At 52.9% G+C, this 18,496-nt stretch carries 11 protein-coding genes; 2 read left to right on the top strand and 9 right to left on the bottom strand.

Translation table 11 applies throughout. The features are described 5' to 3' along the window. Window positions 1–109: 109 nt before the first annotated feature. From mazG to rlmD, 3 genes are all read right to left on the bottom strand, one after another. A complete protein-coding gene (gene mazG, locus AB8809_RS04570; RefSeq protein ID WP_180778671.1) occupies window positions 110–922 on the bottom strand; it encodes a nucleoside triphosphate pyrophosphohydrolase in 813 nt (270 codons plus the stop codon). A gap of 388 nt (window positions 923–1,310) precedes the next feature. Next, the gene (relA, locus tag AB8809_RS04565) at window positions 1,311–3,545 is read right to left on the bottom strand and encodes a GTP diphosphokinase (protein WP_349854461.1); all 2,235 of its coding nucleotides are present in this window, start codon (window positions 3,543–3,545) and stop codon (window positions 1,311–1,313) included. Between the two features lie 53 nt (window positions 3,546–3,598). After that, complete coding sequence (gene rlmD / locus AB8809_RS04560; RefSeq protein WP_349854462.1) at window positions 3,599–4,948, bottom strand: 23S rRNA (uracil(1939)-C(5))-methyltransferase RlmD; 1,350 nt, start codon at window positions 4,946–4,948, stop codon at window positions 3,599–3,601. A gap of 226 nt (window positions 4,949–5,174) precedes the next feature. Between rlmD and barA the strand changes: the two genes are divergently transcribed. Next, window positions 5,175–7,970, top strand: a complete 2,796-nt coding sequence (gene barA, locus AB8809_RS04555; RefSeq protein ID WP_349854463.1) for a two-component sensor histidine kinase BarA — start codon at window positions 5,175–5,177, stop codon at window positions 7,968–7,970. Between the two features lie 95 nt (window positions 7,971–8,065). Here barA and AB8809_RS04550 read toward each other — a convergent pair whose 3' ends face one another. From AB8809_RS04550 to AB8809_RS04525, 6 genes are all read right to left on the bottom strand, one after another. Then, window positions 8,066–9,211, bottom strand: coding sequence for a glycerate kinase (locus AB8809_RS04550; RefSeq protein ID WP_015841538.1), 1,146 nt, complete (start codon window positions 9,209–9,211; stop codon window positions 8,066–8,068). Between the two features lie 373 nt (window positions 9,212–9,584). After that, the gene (gene garR, locus AB8809_RS04545) at window positions 9,585–10,469 is read right to left on the bottom strand and encodes a 2-hydroxy-3-oxopropionate reductase (protein ID WP_180778667.1); all 885 of its coding nucleotides are present in this window, start codon (window positions 10,467–10,469) and stop codon (window positions 9,585–9,587) included. Between the two features lie 90 nt (window positions 10,470–10,559). Next, on the bottom strand, window positions 10,560–11,330 hold the full coding sequence (gene garL / locus AB8809_RS04540; protein ID WP_039361268.1) for a 2-dehydro-3-deoxyglucarate aldolase: 771 nt from the start codon (window positions 11,328–11,330) through the stop codon (window positions 10,560–10,562). Between the two features lie 69 nt (window positions 11,331–11,399). Further along, window positions 11,400–12,740, bottom strand: coding sequence for a glucarate dehydratase (gudD, locus tag AB8809_RS04535; RefSeq protein ID WP_015841541.1), 1,341 nt, complete (start codon window positions 12,738–12,740; stop codon window positions 11,400–11,402). Between the two features lie 35 nt (window positions 12,741–12,775). Beyond that, a complete protein-coding gene (locus tag AB8809_RS04530) occupies window positions 12,776–14,128 on the bottom strand; it encodes an enolase C-terminal domain-like protein (protein ID WP_181848571.1) in 1,353 nt (450 codons plus the stop codon). Window positions 14,129–14,733: 605 nt separating this feature from the next. After that, window positions 14,734–16,086: an MFS transporter gene (locus AB8809_RS04525; protein WP_015841543.1), complete on the bottom strand. Its 1,353-nt coding sequence runs from the start codon at window positions 16,084–16,086 to the stop codon at window positions 14,734–14,736. 666 nt (window positions 16,087–16,752) lie between these two features. Here AB8809_RS04525 and garD point away from each other — a divergent pair. Further along, window positions 16,753–18,327, top strand: a complete 1,575-nt coding sequence (garD, locus tag AB8809_RS04520; RefSeq protein ID WP_349854464.1) for a galactarate dehydratase — start codon at window positions 16,753–16,755, stop codon at window positions 18,325–18,327. The last annotated feature ends 169 nt before the right edge of the window (window positions 18,328–18,496 follow it).

The following is an 18,496-nucleotide window of genomic DNA, read 5'->3' as shown; positions in this document are numbered from 1 at the left end:
ACGCGCAGACGAGGTGAAACCACCTTCACCTCACCCCACAATCACCTTTAAAAACAATAAAATAAAAACGTTAAAATCAATAAAAAACGGCTTTAGCGCTAAATAGGGATTAATGACTGATTTCCTGTTTTTTCACCTGCTGCCACGCGGCTTCCATTTCGTCCAGCGTTGCCTGTTCCAACGTCTTTCCCGATGCCGTAACGATTTGTTCTACTTCACGAAAACGGCGAGTGAACTTACGATTCGCGGCCTGTAACGCATTCTCGGCCTTGTGTCCCAGATGACGAGAGAGATTGACTGTGGCGAATAATAAATCACCAATCTCTTCACCTAATTTTTCTTCATCGACAACGGCTTGCCGCGCCTCAAACATGACCTCATCGATCTCTTCATACACTTTATCGAGCACCGGCCCCAGGCTGTCCCAATCGAAGCCAACAGACGCACAACGCTGCTGAATTTTTTGCGCTTTCATCAAGGCAGGCAACGCATCTGGAATATCATCCAACTGAGAATGGCGATCTTTCTCCGCTCGCTCCTGCGCTTTTGTCTGCTCCCAATTTGCCAGCACGGCATCGCTATCCGTCAGCGTCAGATCCCCAAAAATATGCGGGTGGCGGCGTTCCAGCTTGTCGCTGATGGCATTACACACGTCGGAGAAATCGAATAAGCCCTTTTCCTGTGCCATCTGCGCGTAAAACACCACCTGAAACAGCAAATCCCCTAACTCACCGCGCAAATCATCAAAATCCTGACGGCTGATGGCGTCCAGCACCTCATACGTTTCTTCCAGCGTATAAGGCGCAATAGTGTCAAAAGTCTGTTTCTTGTCCCACGGACAGCCATTTTCGGGATCGCGTAGGGTTTTCATGATGGCGAGCAGGCGCTCGACGGAGGATAGATTCGTCAAAGATACGGTCATAATATTCCTGCAAAAATTTGTGTAAAAATAGCAAAATACGGCAGCCAACTTCGGCTAAAAATCGCAAAGACATCACTATTTTCATTTCAACGGCGTAAAAAATTGTGCTGAGATGCACATGACCGCCGAGTGAGCCGCATGGACGCGGCGAAAGCCTGTGCCGCGTCGGGAACGCGTCACAGGTGGCTCGACAGCGGGCATATGCATCGAAGGAACCGCAACGCGGCACAATTCTCGCCAAAAGCCTGGGTTCTGAGGGATGCGGCATCTGAGCATCCCTCAGTCGGGCGTGGCACTGGTGCCACAAAGAACAATATTGCTAACCACGCACGAAAATTTTCACCACACTCGTGCAAGGTTTTCAACTGGCTGATGGTGAAACCATCATTTACGCCCCTTGCTGGCGCCGCGCGTCGATCACATCCGGCAGTTGGTTGAGCTTCGCCAGAATGCGGCTCAGTACTTGCAGGTTGTAGATCTCAATGTCCATATCAATCGTTGCCAGTTGCTGTTTGGTGTCGCTGCGGCTGGCGACGCCCAGTACATTGACCTTCTCATTCGCCAGAATCGTGGTGATATCCCGCAGGAGGCCGCTGCGATCGTTGGCAATCACCCTCACCACCAGCGAATAACCGCTGGAGTAGCTTTCGCCCCATACCGCATCCACAATCCGCTCCGGCGAGCTGGCGCGCAGTTCATCCAGTTGTTCACAGTCCGCGCGGTGAATCGAAATCCCACGACCGCGAGTGATGAACCCGGTGATTTCATCGCCCGGAATCGGCTGGCAGCAGCGCGCGATATGGTGCATCAGGTTACCGACGCCTTCGACCACCACGCGACCGTTATCTTTATGGGTACGCGTTGGCGGCTGCTGCGATTTCTGCGTCAGCTGGCGCAGTGCTTCACGATCCAGTTCTTCCGCGCTCGGCTGTTTTAACTGCGATTGCAGGAAATTCACCATCTGGTTCAGACGAACATCGCCGCCGCCGATAGCAGCCAGTAATTCATCCAGCGAATTCACGTTGTAACGCGGCAGCAGCAATTTCTCCGCCGCTTTCAGGCTAATTCCCAAATGCGCCAGTTCGTCATCCAGAATCTGCCGTCCCGCCAGAATATTCTTGTCGCGATCCTGCTTGCGGAACCAGTTCTGGATTTTGGAGCGTCCGCGGCTGGTGGTGATATACCCCAGATTCGGGTTCAGCCAGTCACGGCTCGGGTTCGGCTGCTTCTGGGTGATGATTTCAATCTGATCGCCCATTTGCAGTTGGTAGGTAAACGGCACAATACGCCCGCTGATTTTTGCCCCGATGCAGCGGTGCCCGATATCGCTGTGAATGTGGTAAGCGAAATCCAACGGAGTGGAACCAGCCGGGAGATCCACCACGTCGCCTTTTGGCGTAAAGACATACACGCGATCGTCAAACACCTGACTGCGAACTTCGTCCAGCACGTCGTTCGAATCGGCCATCTCTTCCTGCCAGGCAAGCAGTTTACGCAGCCAGGCAATGCGGCCTTCGTAGCCGGAACGTCCGCCTATCGAGGTGCCTTCTTTATATTTCCAGTGTGCCGCGACGCCCAGTTCGGCATCTTCATGCATCTGGCGCGTACGAATCTGAATTTCGAGCGTCTTTCCGCCCGGCCCTAACACCACGGTGTGGATAGACTGATAACCGTTCGGTTTCGGGTTGGCGACGTAGTCGTCAAATTCGTCCGGCAAGTGGCGGTAGTGGGTATGGACGATCCCAAGTGCCCCGTAGCAGTCCTGCAAACGCTCAACGACAATGCGCACGGCACGCACATCAAACAGCTCATCGAACGACAGCGCTTTCTTCTGCATCTTGCGCCAAATGCTGTAAATATGCTTGGGACGGCCGTAAATCTCTGCCTGCACGCCCTCTTCTTTCATCGCATCGCGCAGCGTTTTAACAAAATCATCAATGTACTGCGCACGATCGATACGGCGCTCGTGCAGCAATTTGGCGATTTTTTTATATTCATCCGGGTGCAGGTAGCGGAAGCAGAAATCTTCCAGTTCCCACTTCAACTGCCCGATGCCCAGGCGGTTCGCCAACGGCGCGTAGATATTGGTACACTCTTTGGCCGCCAATACCCGTTCTTCTTCCGGGGCATCTTTCACTTCACGCAGGTGGGCGATCCGCTCGGCGAGCTTGATGACCACGCAGCGGAAATCCTCCACCATCGCCAGCAACATGCGACGGATATTATCGACCTGCTCAGACGCGCCAGAGTCATTCTGCGTTGCTTTGAGCTGGCGAATTGCATCCATATCGCGCACGCCATGCACCAAATCAACGATATTTTTACCAAATGCGGCTTCCAGCGTGGCCTCATCGACCACGTTTGCATCCGCCAGTGGAAAGAGCAGCGCCGCGCGCATGCTGTCATTGTCCATACTGAGCGTGGACAGGATTTCCACCATTTCAATGCCGCGCCACAGCAGTAGCGGTGCATCGGAGTGATCTTGAGTTTGCTGCTCACAGTAACGCCAGGTTTCGGCTAAACGTTCACATGATTGCTGGCTGGAAATACCCAGCGAAGCAATCCACGCGTCAGGGACAAATTCACCTGCCGTATTCAAATGCGCACTTCTTACCGCAACCATAATTTCTCCCTACGTTACCCTTCACCTTGCAAACGACGCCGCTTTGCAGCTTATTACGCCTTTCGCGTGCCGGTATCGTGCAAAAACAGTGCCATCGATTCAAGGTGCCCGGTATGTGGAAACATATCCAGCATCGCGACATTCACCAGCGTAAAACCTGCCGCCAGTAATACTTTGCTGTCGCGCGCTAGCGTCGTGGCATTACAGGAAACATACACCACCCGTTTAGGTGCCAGTCGGGTTATCTGCTCCATCACGCCTGCCGCGCCCGCACGTGCCGGATCAAGTAATATCTTATCAAAACCCTGAGCCGCCCACGGCTGCTGTGTGACGTCATCTTCAAGATTTTGGTGAAAAAATGTGACATTGGACAACGCATTGCGTCGGGCATTTTCGCGCCCTTTCTCTACCAGCGCGGTTACCCCTTCAACGCCAACGACGCTGGCGACGCGCTGTGCCAGCGGTAGCGTGAAGTTACCCATACCGCAAAACAGATCTAATATTCTATCCTGCGGTTGCACATCCAGCCACGCCAGCGCCTGTGCAACCATCTGCTGGTTGACCGCATCATTGACCTGAATAAAATCGCGCGGGCTAAAGGCCAGCGTCAGTCCGGCTACGTGATAAACCGGCTCGTCGCCGTGCAGACACGTCAGCGAATCGGCATCCGGCGCCAGATAAACCGAAACGCCCTGCTGCTCGGCAAAATCTCGCAGCGCCTGCTCATCCGCTGGATGCAGCGGATCAAGGTGCCTCAGCACCAGCAGCGGACCGTTTTCCGCCTGCACCAGTTCCACATGCCCAAGGCGCTTCACCGCCTTTAATCGGCTCAGGCAGTCGCGCAGCGGTTGCAGCAGCGCTTCAAGCTCAGGGCGCAGCACCGGACAAGCTTTGATATCCACCAAATCGTGAGAATTTGACTGCCGATAGCCCATCAACAGACGCTGCTCTTTTGCCTGAAAGTATAACGCAAGCCGCGCGCGCCTCCGATAGGCATAAGGTGTGCCAGCAATCAGAGACGCGTCAGGCAGCTCAGCGCCTGTTTCCCGCGTCATCAGACGCATTAATGCGGCCGTTTTGCTGCTCTGTTGCAGCGTGATGTCCGCGTGCTGCTGCTGGCAGCCGCCGCAGCGGGTAAAGTGAGGGCACCGCGGTTCAACGCGCTGTGGGCTGTGCGTCAGCAGGCGTTTAAGCTTTGCATGCGAAAACTGACGTTTATCTTCCGTCAGTTGGACCTCAGCCTGCTCTCCCGGCAGTACACCCGTGACAAACACCGTCTTACCTTCGTGACGCGCCACTCCCTGCCCAAACGGGTCAAGTGACGTGACCGTAACAGTGAGGTTCTTAGCAGGAATCGCTTTCCGGGTCGTCACACGCCGGTTTGGAGAGTAGAATTGCGCCATAATGTACTATCGATTTTTCTCTTAAGTTGAACGGCTGTACCTAAATACCTGTCATACTTCAAGCTGCATGTGCGTTGGCTTTCCTCGCTCACCCCAGTCACTTACCTGAGTAAGCTCCTGGGGATTCACTGTGTCGCCGCCTTCCTGCAACTCGAATTATTTAAGGTATAACTAAATTAAATAATAGGGTGCCTGGCATCCTCTAATTCTCCCACATTGGAACCCCATGACCAAATACAGTCTTCGTGCACGGATGTTGATACTGATTTTGGCACCGACGCTGATGATCGGGCTGCTGCTCAGTTCGTTCTTCGTTATCCATCGTTACAATCAGTTGCAGTCGCAGTTGGCTGACTCGGGCACCAGCATCATTGAACCGCTGGCGACCATCAGCGCTTACGCCATTACCCATCGTCAGATGGACACGATTCCCGCGTTAATCAATACGCTGCATCGTCGGCACTCCACGATTATTCGTACCATTAGCGTGTTCGATGCACGCAATCAGCTATTGGCTACCACCAACGTACGCAACAACGTGACATTGCAACCACTCAGCAGCGATGCGCCTTCCTACAATAAACTGCATCTGCACCACACGAATGACGCGCTGATTCTGCATATGCCGATCGTCAATGACAGCGAATTTATGCCAAGTGGGACGCCGCCGGTGTTGCCCAGCTCCGCCACGCCTCTCGGCTATCTGGTGATCGAACTGGACACCAGCGCTATTCGGCTTCAACAGTATCAGGAAATCTTCATCGCTACGCTCTTGCTGCTGCTATCGTTGGGTGCCGCCGTCCTCTTTGCCTATCGTCTGATGCGGGATGTCACCACCCCAATTCGTAATATGGTTGATACCGTCGATCGCATTCGCCGTGGGCAGTTGGATAGCCGCGTAGAAGGATACATGCTGGGCGAGTTGGATATGTTGAAAAACGGCATCAACTCAATGGCGATGTCGCTGACCGCCTACCACGAAGAGATGCAGCAAAATATCGATCAGGCGACCTACGATCTGCGCGAAACGCTGGAGCAGATGGAGATCCAGAACGTCGAACTGGACCTGGCCAAAAAGCGGGCGCAGGAGGCAGCGCGCATCAAATCAGAGTTTCTGGCCAATATGTCACACGAACTGAGGACGCCGCTGAATGGCGTGATCGGTTTCACGCGCCAGACGTTGAAGACTCCGTTGAACACTACACAGACTGACTATCTGCTTACCATCGAACGCTCCGCCAATAACCTGCTGAATATCATTAACGACGTGCTGGATTTTTCGAAGCTAGAAGCCGGAAAACTGGTGCTGGAGGATATTCCGTTCTCGCTGCACAACGCGCTGGACGATGTTGTGATGCTGTTGGCGCACACGGCACATGAAAAAGGATTGGAGCTGACGCTCAGTATTCAGAATGACGTGCCCGAGCAGTTTGTCGGCGATCCACTGCGGATACAGCAAATCATCACCAACCTGCTGGGCAACGCGATTAAATTTACCGAGCAAGGCAACATTGACATTCGGGTAGAGAAGCGTCGGCAGGAACATCATCAGGTCCAGCTCGAGGTGCAAATACGCGATACCGGTATCGGCATTGCCGAGTTGCAGCAATCTCAACTGTTCCAGGCGTTCCGTCAGGCTGACACCAGTATTTCACGCCGTCATGGTGGCACGGGGCTTGGGCTGGTCATCACCCAACGTCTGGTCAAAGAGATGGGCGGCGATATCAGCTTCCAGAGCCAGCTCAACAAGGGATCGACCTTCTGGTTTCACATCACGCTGCCACTCAACCCTCACGCCATACCGACAGAACCGGCCTACTCGATGCTGCAAGGCAAACATCTGGCCTACGTCGAATACCATCCTATCGCCGCGCAAGCTACGCTGGATATCCTGAGCCAAACACCGCTCATCGTGAGCTACAGCCCGACGTTTGAGCAACTGCCGGAAGGGGAATTCGATATCCTGCTGCTCGGCGTTCCCGTGCAATATCGCAACACACTGCTCGACTACACGCCCAGACTGCGCGACATCTGCCGCCGCGCGCCCTGCGTGATTCTGGCGCTTCCCAGCCTGGCGCAAATGGATGCCGAACAGCTGAAAACCTTCGGCGTACATGCCTGTCTGAGCAAACCACTCGCCGCACCGCGCCTGCTGCCACTGTTACAGGACAGCACGCTGTTCCAGCTCTCTTTCCTGCCGGATGAGACTGTGTCTCACCCGAGTGCCATACGCCATCCAGCTCGTCTGCCGCTGAGTGTGATGGCGGTGGATGATAATCCAGCTAATCTGAAACTGATCGGCACGCTGCTGGAAGAGCAGGTCGAGACGATTATCCTGTGCGAAAGCGGTCAGGATGCGATTGCACAGGCGAAACTGCATCAGTTCGATATCATCCTCATGGATATTCAGATGCCGGGTATGGACGGTATTTGTGCCAGCGAGCTGATACGTCAGATCCCTCATCATGCCACTACGCCTATCATCGCGGTGACGGCGCAAACCATGACGGGTGAACGTGAACATTTGCTACGTTCGGGTATGGATGACTATCTGGCTAAACCGATAGACGAACAGATGCTGAAAAGCGTGCTAACGCGCCATGCGCGGAAGGACCCTCTGAGACGCGAACGGGGCGATATAACAGGTTTATTGAACGAGTATGACGATAGTCATCTGTCTCTCGACTGGGCGCTGGCGCAACAACAGGCGGCCAACAAGCCTGAATTGGCGCGTGACCTGCTGCAAATGCTGTTGGATTTCTTGCCGGAGGTTCAGCAGAAGATAGAAAACGTCCTGAAGGGTCAGACGGATGACGACATTATCGAACTGATTCATAAACTGCACGGCAGTTGTAGCTACAGCGGCGTTCCGCGTCTGAAACGCATTTGCCGCTATCTGGAGCAGCAGTTGCGTAAAGGCGTTCACGCCAGCGATTTGGAACCCGAATGGCTGGAGCTACTGGACGAAATCGACAACGTCAACAAAGCCGCTCAGCCGCATATCAAACCGCTACTTCCGTAATCAATGATCGGCATAGCTCTGTCTCTTAGCCACATAAAATGTGGCTAAGAGTTAACCGACGTTGAGCCCAGTCCCCTACCGAATCACAATAGCGCTCACCGCGACATTGACTGCGCCAGCCGGATCGTCGCAGCGATATTACGCGCCGCCATGCGCACATTCTCTGCCGCATTATCCAGCGCTTCTTCTAGTGAACAGATGTTGTAAAGCACGCTGAATACCGCGTCCAGACCATGTTCATGTACCACGCCGACATCTGCCGTCAGGCTGCCCGCAATGCCAATGACCGGTTTATTATACTGTTTGGCGACTCGCGCCACGCCAATCGGCACCTTACCGTGAATCGTCTGGCTATCGATGCGCCCTTCTCCGGTAATTACCAAAGTGGCATCTCGTACCAGTTCATCCAGCCCCAACGCTTCCGTGACAATCTCAATGCCCTGACGCAGTTCAGCGCCGCAAAAAGCCTGTAGCGCTGCGCCCATACCGCCTGCCGCCCCCGCACCGGGAACGTGTTCCACGTCCATATCCAGATCGTGGCGAATCACCGCCGCATAATGCTTCAGCGCATTATCCAACTGTTCAATCATCTCCGGCGTCGCCCCTTTCTGAGGGCCAAAAATCGCCGATGCGCCCTGTTTCCCCGTCAGCGGGTTGGTCACATCACAGGCCACTTCAAAACGACAGCCTTTAATACGCTCATCCAGCTCGCTGATGTCAATGCGAGCGAGTTTGTCGAGTTCACCCCCGCCAAAACCGATCTGCTCGCCCTGCTTATCCAGCAACCTGGCGCCCAGCGCCTGCACCATGCCCGACCCGCCGTCATTGGTTGCGCTTCCGCCAATCCCGATGATGCAGTGCCGAATGCCGTAATCTAATGCGCAGCGAATCAGTTCGCCCGTGCCGTAGCTGGTTGTCTTTAATGGATTACGCAACTGCGAAGGCACCCGCTCCAGACCGCTTGCCGCCGCCATCTCAATAAAAGCCGTTTTTTCATCGCCAGACAGGCCAAAAAACGCGTCGATGCTATCGCCTAACGGTCCTGTCACCTTAACATTCACAATCTTGCCATCGGTCGCAGCGACCATCGCTTCAACTGTGCCTTCCCCACCATCTGCAACGGGCAATTTGACATAGCAGGCATCGGGAAATATTTCACGAAATCCCTTTTCAATCTGCGTAGCAACTTCTTGTGCAGACAGGCTTTCTTTATAAGAATCCGGTGCGATCACTATTTTCATAAACGATCCGATTTCATCAACGTTCCGATTGCATCAATAATCCGCGCGCTCATGAAACGGCGCTTATACTCGTCATACTTCAAGTTGCATGTGCGTTGGCCGCGTTCACTCACCCGAATCACTTACCTGTGTAAGCTCATCGGGATGAAATGAGAGACATCCTGTCTCTCACCGAAGGCCAGCCGTTGGCTGGTCAAATTCGTTCCCGACGAATTTGTCCTTCTCTTGCCGCCTTCCTGAAACTCGAATTATTTAGTGTATATACCCGCCAGCTTTCAGGGCTGCAGGTCCTGAAATCTATCGGATAGATCAGAATGATTCTCTGCCAGTCGGCTGGCATCCTGTGCCAGCCTCGTGACTATCGCTTCACGGCTTATCGTGTAACTTCAACTTTAGCCAGTTTCTCGTAGTAACACGCCAGCGCACTGTGGTCCGCCGATCCCAGATCGTCCGCTTTCAGCGCCTGCATCATTTCCATCACCGCCGCTGTTAACGGCAGCTGTGCGCCAACACCATGTGAGGTATCCAGCGCGTTCGCCAAATCTTTGATATGCAGATCGATGCGGAAACCCGGCTTAAAGTTACGATCCATCACCATCGGCGCTTTCGCATCCAACACGGTGCTGCCCGCCAGCCCGCCGCGGATTGCCTGATACACCAGATCTGGGTTAACCCCTGCTTTTGTCGCCAGCACCAGCGCTTCAGACATAGCGGCAATGTTCAGCGCCACAATCACCTGATTCGCTAATTTAGTCACGTTGCCCGCGCCGATATCACCGGTATGTACAACGGAACCCGCCATGGATTTCAGAACCTCAAAGCAGCGGTCAAATTGTGCTTTATCGCCGCCCACCATCACGGACAGCGTGCCGTCGATCGCTTTCGGTTCACCGCCGCTGACCGGCGCATCCAGCATGGCGATCTCTTTCGCCGCCAGCGCGGTAGCAATTTCACGGCTAGCCAGCGGCGCGATGGAACTCATATCCACCACAATGCTTCCGGCACGCGCGCCCTCGATGACGCCGTTTTCCCCCAGCACCACTTCTTTAACGTGCGGAGAGTTAGGCAGCATGGTGATAATAACGTCGCACTGCTCCGCAACCTGTTTCGGCGTACCAGCCGCCGTAGCGCCTGCCGCAACCACTTCCGCGACCGCGTCCAGATTTCTGTCCATCACGACTAATGAGTAACCTGCTTTCAGCAGATTTTTACTCATCGGTTTTCCCATGATGCCCAATCCAATAAAACCAATTTTCATCGCCCTAACCTCATTGTCTGATGTAGATATCACTTCAATTCACGATGAACCCGCCTCATGGCAGATTCGATTCGCCGTGGAATCGCTTAATCACTTCTTGTATTTGTCGCTCAGCGCCTGTGTTGCGCTGCGGAACACGCCCAGATCGCTCCCGACTGCGACAAAGCTTGCGCCCCATTCCAGATAACGGCGGGCATCGGCTTCAACCGGTGCCAGAATGCCGCACGGCTTGTTATGCGCTGCCGCGCGATCGAAGATGTGGCGGATCGCTTTCTGCACGTCAGGGTGGTTAGGCTGACCGAGATAGCCCAGCGCCGCAGACAGATCGCTCGGGCCGACAAACACGCCGTCTACGCCGTCTACCGCGATAATCGCATCCAGATTATCAAGGCCGTCCTGGCTTTCGATTTGCACCACGACGGTAATGCTGTCGTTAATCTTGGCGAAATAGTCCGGTTCGGTGCCGTAGCAGTTGCTACGGTGCGCCACGGAAACACCGCGGATACCCGCAGGCGGATAACGCGTTGACGCAACCGCACGCGCAGCTTCTTCCGCCGTTTCCACAAAGGGAATGAGGAAGTTATTGAACCCAATATCCAACAGCCGCTTGATGATGATCGGCTCATTGCACGGCGGACGGACGACGGGCGCGCTGTGGCTGCCTTTCAGCGCCATCAGTTGAGGAATAAACGTCACAATATCGTTAGGCGCATGCTCGCCATCCAGCACCAGCCAGTCGAATCCCGCCAGTCCCAGCACTTCAGTTGAAATCGGGTTGCCCAGTGCACACCAGCAGCCAATCAACGTTTTCCCCTGCTGCAAATCTTGGCGAAAACGGTTAGGTAACAGCGGAGTCTTCATTTTTTATCCTCGGTCATTCCAGCGCCGCTTGCCTGAAGCGGCGCGCTCAAAAAACGGAAAATCAGAACGTTAGCGAACCAGACACGGACGTTTATTATCAAATGTCCACTCAGGAATAAGGTACTGCATTCCCATTGCGTCGTTACGTGCGCCTAATCCCATGCTTTTATACAGTTCGTGTGCTTTCATCACCTGATCCATATCCAATTCGATACCCAGACCCGGTTTCTTCGGCACTTCCACCATGCCGCCAACAATCTGCAACGGTTCTTTCGTCAGGCGCTGGTTGCCTTCCTGCCAGATCCAGTGCGTATCAATCGCCGTAATCTTGCCCGGCGCCGCCGCAGCGACCTGGGTAAACATGGCCAGTGAAATATCAAAGTGGTTATTGGAGTGAGAACCCCAGGTTAAGCCCCATTCGTGGCACATCTGCGCGACACGTACGGAACCTTGCATCGTCCAGAAATGCGGATCGGCTAGCGGGATATCGACCGATTGCAGCGAAATAGTGTGACCCATCTGCCGCCAGTCGGTGGCGATCATGTTGGTTGCCGTCGGCAGCCCCGTCGCACGACGGAACTCCGCCATCACTTCACGGCCGGAGAAACCTTGTTCCGCACCGCACGGATCTTCCGCATATGCCAGTACACCGCGCAGCTGTTTGCCCAGACCGATAGCTTCATCCAGCGACCAGGCCCCGTTTGGATCCAGCGTGATGCGCGCCTGCGGGAAGCGCTTAGCCAGCGCGGTCACCGCTTCGGCTTCTTCACTTCCGGCCAGTACGCCGCCTTTCAGTTTGAAATCATTAAAACCGTATTTTTCATACGCCGCCTCAGCCAGACGTACGATGGTTTCTGGAGACAACGCTTCTTCATGACGCAGACGATACCAGTCACACTTCTCATTCGTCTGGCTCTGATAAGGCAGATCGGTTTTATTACGATCGCCGATGTAGAACAGATAGCCCAGCATTTCTACCGCATCACGCTGTTGACCGTCGCCCAGCAGCGAAGCCACGCTGACATTGAGGAACTGCCCCAGCAGATCGAGCATCGCGGCTTCTATCCCCGTGACGACATGGATGGTGGTACGCAGATCGAACGTCTGCAAGCCGCGCCCGGAGGAATCACGGTCGGCGAACTGCTCACGCACCGCCGTCATCACGTTTTTGTATTCGCCCAGCGTTTTACCCACCACCAGCGCCGCAGCATCTTCCAGCGTCTGACGGATTTTCTCACCACCGGGTATTTCACCGACACCGGTATTCCCGGCGTTATCTTTCAGAATCACAATGTTGCGAGTGAAATAAGGTGCATGTGCGCCGCTCAGGTTGAGCAGCATACTGTCGTGACCTGCAACCGGGATAACTTGCATGTGAGTAATAACCGGCGTTGAACTTTGCAATGTCATTTTCTTATCCTTTCTCTCTCATTTTTTATGTAGGGTTAGCGGCCAAAAACCGGACGTTTGCGGTCAAATTTCCAACCGGGAATCAGGTACTGCATGGCAACGGCATCATTACGTGCTCCGCTCGGTAATTTTTTGTACAGATCGTGGGCTTTCATGACCTGTTCCATATCCAATTCAATCCCCAGACCGGGACGATCCGGCACCTTAATCTTGCCGTTGACGATTTGCAGCGGCTCTTTGGTCAGGTGTTGCCCTTCCTGCCAGATCCAGTGCGTATCAATCGCCGTCGGGTTACCCGGTGCCGCAGCCCCTACGTGCGTGAACATCGCCAGAGAAATATCGAAGTGGTTATTGGAATGGCAGCCCCACGTCAGGCCCCATTCATCACACATCTGGGCGACGCGCACTGCACCGTGCATCGTCCAGAAATGCGGATCGGCCAGCGGAATATCGACTGCCTGCAACATCACGGCATGGTTCATTTCACGCCAGTTGGTGGCAATCATGTTAGTCGCGACCGGCAGCCCGGTGGCGCGACGGAATTCCGCCATCACTTCACGACCGGAGAAACCTTGCTCGGCACCGCACGGATCTTCCGCATAGGTCAGAATGCCCTTCATGTCTTTGCATAAATCAATCGCTTCATCCAGCAGCCAGGCTCCGTTTGGATCGACGGTAATGCGGGCATCCGGGAAGCGTTTCTTCAGCGCCTTCACCGCATCGATTTCCTGCTCGCCGGGCAACACGCCACCTTTGAGTTTGAAATCTTTAAATCCGTAGCGGTCAGTGGTGGCTTCGGCCAAACGCACAATCGCTTCGCTGTCCATCGCTTGCTGGTGACGCAGGTGATACCACTCGTGCTTGCCTTTCTCACCTGATACTTTCTCACCTGATAAGTAAGGTAGATCCGTCTTTGTGCGATCGCCGATATAGAACAGATAGCCGAGCACGGTGACGTCATCACGCTGTTTCCCCGGCCCCAACAGCTCGGCAACGGGGACACCCATAAATTGCCCCAGCAGATCGAGCAGCGCCGCTTCGAGTGCTGCCACCGCATTCACTCGCAGCTCAAACGTCCAGGCCCCCTTGCCGAAGGAATCAAAATCAGAAGATTGGTTGCCGACATGAATGTCATGAACCAGACGGTTCATACGGGCGATTTGTTCGCCTTTCACACGAGGAATCGCTTCAACCAGCGTGTTGTAAATAACCTCACCACCAGGCGCTTCGCCGACACCGGTATGTCCGGCGCTGTCAGTTAAAATAACGAGGTTACGGGTGAAGTAAGCACCATGTGCCCCCCCGATGTTCAACAGCATGCTGTCATAGCCCGCGACGGGAATGACTTTCATGTCGGTAATTACGGGAGTCGCTGAAAAGTTTGTCATTACAGGCTCCCGTCACGAATGGAGCGCACAGGGTTTACGCTTAGGTTTCCGATGTTTGCCAAAACGCAGGAACACGTTGAAGCAGATGAAAATAATTCAGCCATACAGAAATAAAAAACAGATGGTGCACCAGTAGATGATTTCATGTTGTTTTCCTACTTTATTAGCGCGACCTTGTTTTTACTCTGATTTGAAATAAGCCATGCTTGTAGGGTTATCAGAATAAAAACAGGTTATAACTGTCTCGATACCGGAATAAACCAGTCAGAAAAGCGTTGTCAGAACCCATACCGCCTTACCAACCTCAGGAAAAAGTATAAGTTTTCTTATTTCACAACTCATTGGGCAATAGCACAGCATTCCGGGTCGAAATGCAGATTAAATATGTCATTATCACAGGGTAATGGGAGGTGTTTCACGAAAACCGGGGAAAGCAAATTTCCGCCTTACAAACACCGAAATACGGGGTTCTGACAGCCGATTTCAAATAGGTAAATCCCGACTTTTCATGCCATGAATAAAGGACAAAACGCTGCGCCATCAGTATGACGGCACAGCGTTTTGTGTTATTGCCTATATTCAGACTAATACGGTAACGAATGGCTTTACTTCTTAACGAACGGCTTCAATTCGATACGTTTAATATCCTGCACGATGAACAGGTAGCTGACGATAGCAACCAGCGCATGAACCCCGACATACACCAGACCGCCGTTGAAAGAGCCGGTCATTCCGATGATGTAGCCAATTGCAATCGGCGTCACGATACCAGACGCATTACCAAACATGTTGAACAGACCACCGCTCAACCCGCTGATTTCTTTCGGCGCGGTATCGGCCATAACCGCCCAGCCCAGTGCACCAATGCCTTTGCCGAAGAAGGCCGCAGACATCACTGCAATAACAACCCATTCGGTTTCTACATAGTTACAAATCACCATCGACATGGAGAGCAACATACCGAGGACAATAGGTGTTTTACGGGCAAAGGTCAGTGAATTGGTCCGGCGCATCAGATAATCGGAAATGATGCCGCCCAGAACGCCGCCGACAAAACCGCAGATGGCAGGCACCGAGGCAACAAACCCGGCTTTGAGAATCGACATGCCACGCGCCTGAACCAGATAGAGTGGGAACCAGGTGATGAAGAAGTAGGTCAGTGCGTTAATACAATATTGACCGATATAGACGCCGAGCATCATACGGGACTGCATTAATTGCTTGATCTGATGCCATTTTTCACCCTTCTCGGTCGCTTTCTTCGCCCCTTTGGCATCCATGTTAATCAGCGCGCCACCGGCCTCAATGTAATCCAGTTCAGCCTGATTCACGCCAGGATGATCTTTAGGATCATGGATCACTTTCAGCCAGACAAAGCTGAGGATGATACCCAATCCACCCATGAACCAGAACACATGCGCCCAACCCACCTCATGTACCAGCCAGCCCATGATAGGAGCGAAGATCACAGTCGCAAAGTACTGGGCCGAGTTGAATATCGCGACGGCTGTTCCACGCTCTTGTGCAGGGAACCAGGCAGCGACAATACGGCTATTTCCCGGAAAGGAAGGCGATTCACACAGGCCGACCATAAAGCGCAAGAGGAACAAAGAAATGACGATGCCAGCACCGCTGAAGATATCGACAAAGCCTTGTAATAAGGTAAAAACCGACCAGGTGAAGATACTGTAGAAGTAAACTTTCTTTGAGCCGAAGCGATCGAGCAGCCAGCCTCCGGGGATTTGCCCAATAACATATGCCCAGGAGAACGCTGAGAAGATATAGCCCATCCCTACCGCATCCAACCCAATCTCTTTGGACATAGCAGAGCCAGCGATGGACAATGTGGCACGGTCGCCATAGTTAAATGACGTGACGATAAACAACATCACGACAATCCAGTAGCGGGCGTTTGTTCTCTTTTGTATCGCGCCAGCTGCTGAGCTTACTGTATTCATGATGAACTCCTGCTTCAATCGCGGTTCGCTCATTCATTCCGAATAACAGATAACGTGTAGGGTTATCAGAATGAAGATCAGTGGATATCCCCGTCATACTTCAAGTTACATGTGTGTTGGCTGCGTTCACTCACCCGAATCACTTACCTAAGTAAGTTCATCGGGATTCCTTCTCTTGCCGCCTACCTGAAACTCGAATTATTTAGGGTATAGTTAAATTCCCATTTTTATTTTTCTTGCGAATAGCCAGGCTATATAGCTTCAGAGTAATTAGCTGACATCTTCAACTCGCCGGATCATTATAATTTTTACCTACTGGCCGCTCACTAGATAAAAGCACAACATTAAAAATGTCCTTTTGAATATGTTGGTGCACTTGCCCTATATAGTGCGAGGTATTTCACGAAAAATGCCGTCATTCTCTTTTTACATTCACACACATTATTTTTATTTCTCTGTTAAAAATCACACGCCGGCAGAATGTGATCAAACTCACCAAAAATTGGGGCTTCGCCTGATAAATCATAAGTAAAAAGCGCGGCCTTAGGTCAATTGCATAATGTACGAGAAGAGAACCTCACGTATACTCGTTAGCGAGCAATGGAGTAATCGCGTGGTAATCACTACCACGGCGTTTCTGATAAACCAATAATAAAGGCTTGCATCATGTCAGATAAATCAGAAAGTAATGCTGCACAAGAGCAGCCACTTTATATTAAAGTCCACGATTCAGATAATGTTGCCATTGTTGTTAATAATAATGGCTTACGCGCCGGAACCCGTTTTAATGATCATCTGGAATTAATTGAGCATGTTCCACAGGGGCACAAAGTTGCCCTTGTTAATATCGCAAAATCAGGCACAATCATCCGCTATGGTGAAATTATCGGGTATGCGCTGCGCGATATTGCTAAAGGAAGCTGGATTGATGAATCCTTAGTCGAGTTACCTCTGGCTCCCGCGCTGGACACCCTGCCGCTGGCGACCAAAATCCCGCCCACCCTTCCTCCGCTGGAAGGCTACACCTTTGAAGGTTATCGCAACGCCGATGGCAGCGTAGGCACGAAAAATCTGTTGGGCATTAGCACCAGCGTGCACTGTGTCGCGGGCGTAGTGGACTATGTCGTCAAAATTATCGAGCGGGATTTACTGCCTAACTATCCCAATGTGGATGGTGTTGTCGCACTCAACCATCTCTATGGCTGCGGCGTAGCAATCAATGCACCTGCGGCGGTCGTCCCTATCCGCACTATCCACAATCTGGCACTGAATCCGAATTTTGGCGGTGAGATATTGGTGGTGGGTCTGGGTTGTGAAAAATTACAGCCAGAGCGCCTGCTGGAAGGGACGTCAGACGTACAGGCCATCTCCCTCGACGACACCAGTATTGTCCGCTTGCAGGATGAACACCACGTTGGTTTCCGATCGATGGTGGATGACATTCTGACGATGGCAGACAAGCACCTGCAACAGTTGAACAAACGTCAGCGTGAAACCTGCCCGGCATCAGAATTGGTTGTCGGCATGCAGTGCGGTGGCAGCGATGCTTTCTCTGGTGTCACCGCTAACCCAGCCGTCGGTTTTGCATCCGATCTGCTGGTACGCTGTGGCGCAACCGTGATGTTCTCCGAAGTGACCGAAGTGCGTGACGCCATTCATCTGTTAACGCCGCGCGCCATCAATGAAGAAGTCGGTAAACGTCTGCTGGAAGAAATGGCCTGGTACGACAATTACCTCGACAGCGGCCAGACCGATCGCAGCGCCAACCCATCACCGGGCAACAAAAAAGGGGGGCTGGCGAACGTGGTCGAAAAAGCGCTCGGCTCCATCGCCAAATCCGGTACCAGCGCCATTGTCGAAGTCCTGTCTCCCGGCCAGCGCCCCACCAAACGCGGGCTGATTTACGCCGCAACGCCAGCCAGTGACTTCGTGTGCGGCACGCAGCAGCTCGCTTCCGGCATCACCGTGCAGGTCTTCACCACCGGTCGCGGTACACCGTATGGCCTATTGGCTGTACCCGTGATCAAGATGGCAACCCGTACCGCATTGGCCAACCGCTGGTACGATCTGATGGATATTGATGCCGGTACCATCGCTACTGGAGAAGCCACGATTGAAGACGTGGGCTGGCAGCTTTTCCACTTCATTCTGGACATCGCCAGCGGCAAGAAAAAAACCTGGTCCGATCAATGGGGGCTTCATAACGCACTGGCCGTTTTCAATCCGGCACCGGTAACCTGATTATCGTTCTCCGCAGGCCAGACTCATTCTGGCCTGCGGATAGCATTATTTGATCTAAAATAAATTAGGCCACAATAAAAAATGAGGGAAAGCGGTAATTAAAGGAATAAACGCCAGCGAAACAACATTTAATTTCATTTACGCAAAGAAAAAATATAAAAAAATTAAC

It is taken from the genome of Pectobacterium aroidearum (assembly GCF_041228105.1).
Taxonomy (GTDB): domain Bacteria; phylum Pseudomonadota; class Gammaproteobacteria; order Enterobacterales; family Enterobacteriaceae; genus Pectobacterium; species Pectobacterium aroidearum.
The sequence above is the reverse complement of the archived record's forward strand: the minus strand, read 5'-3'. Positions and strand labels throughout refer to the sequence as shown.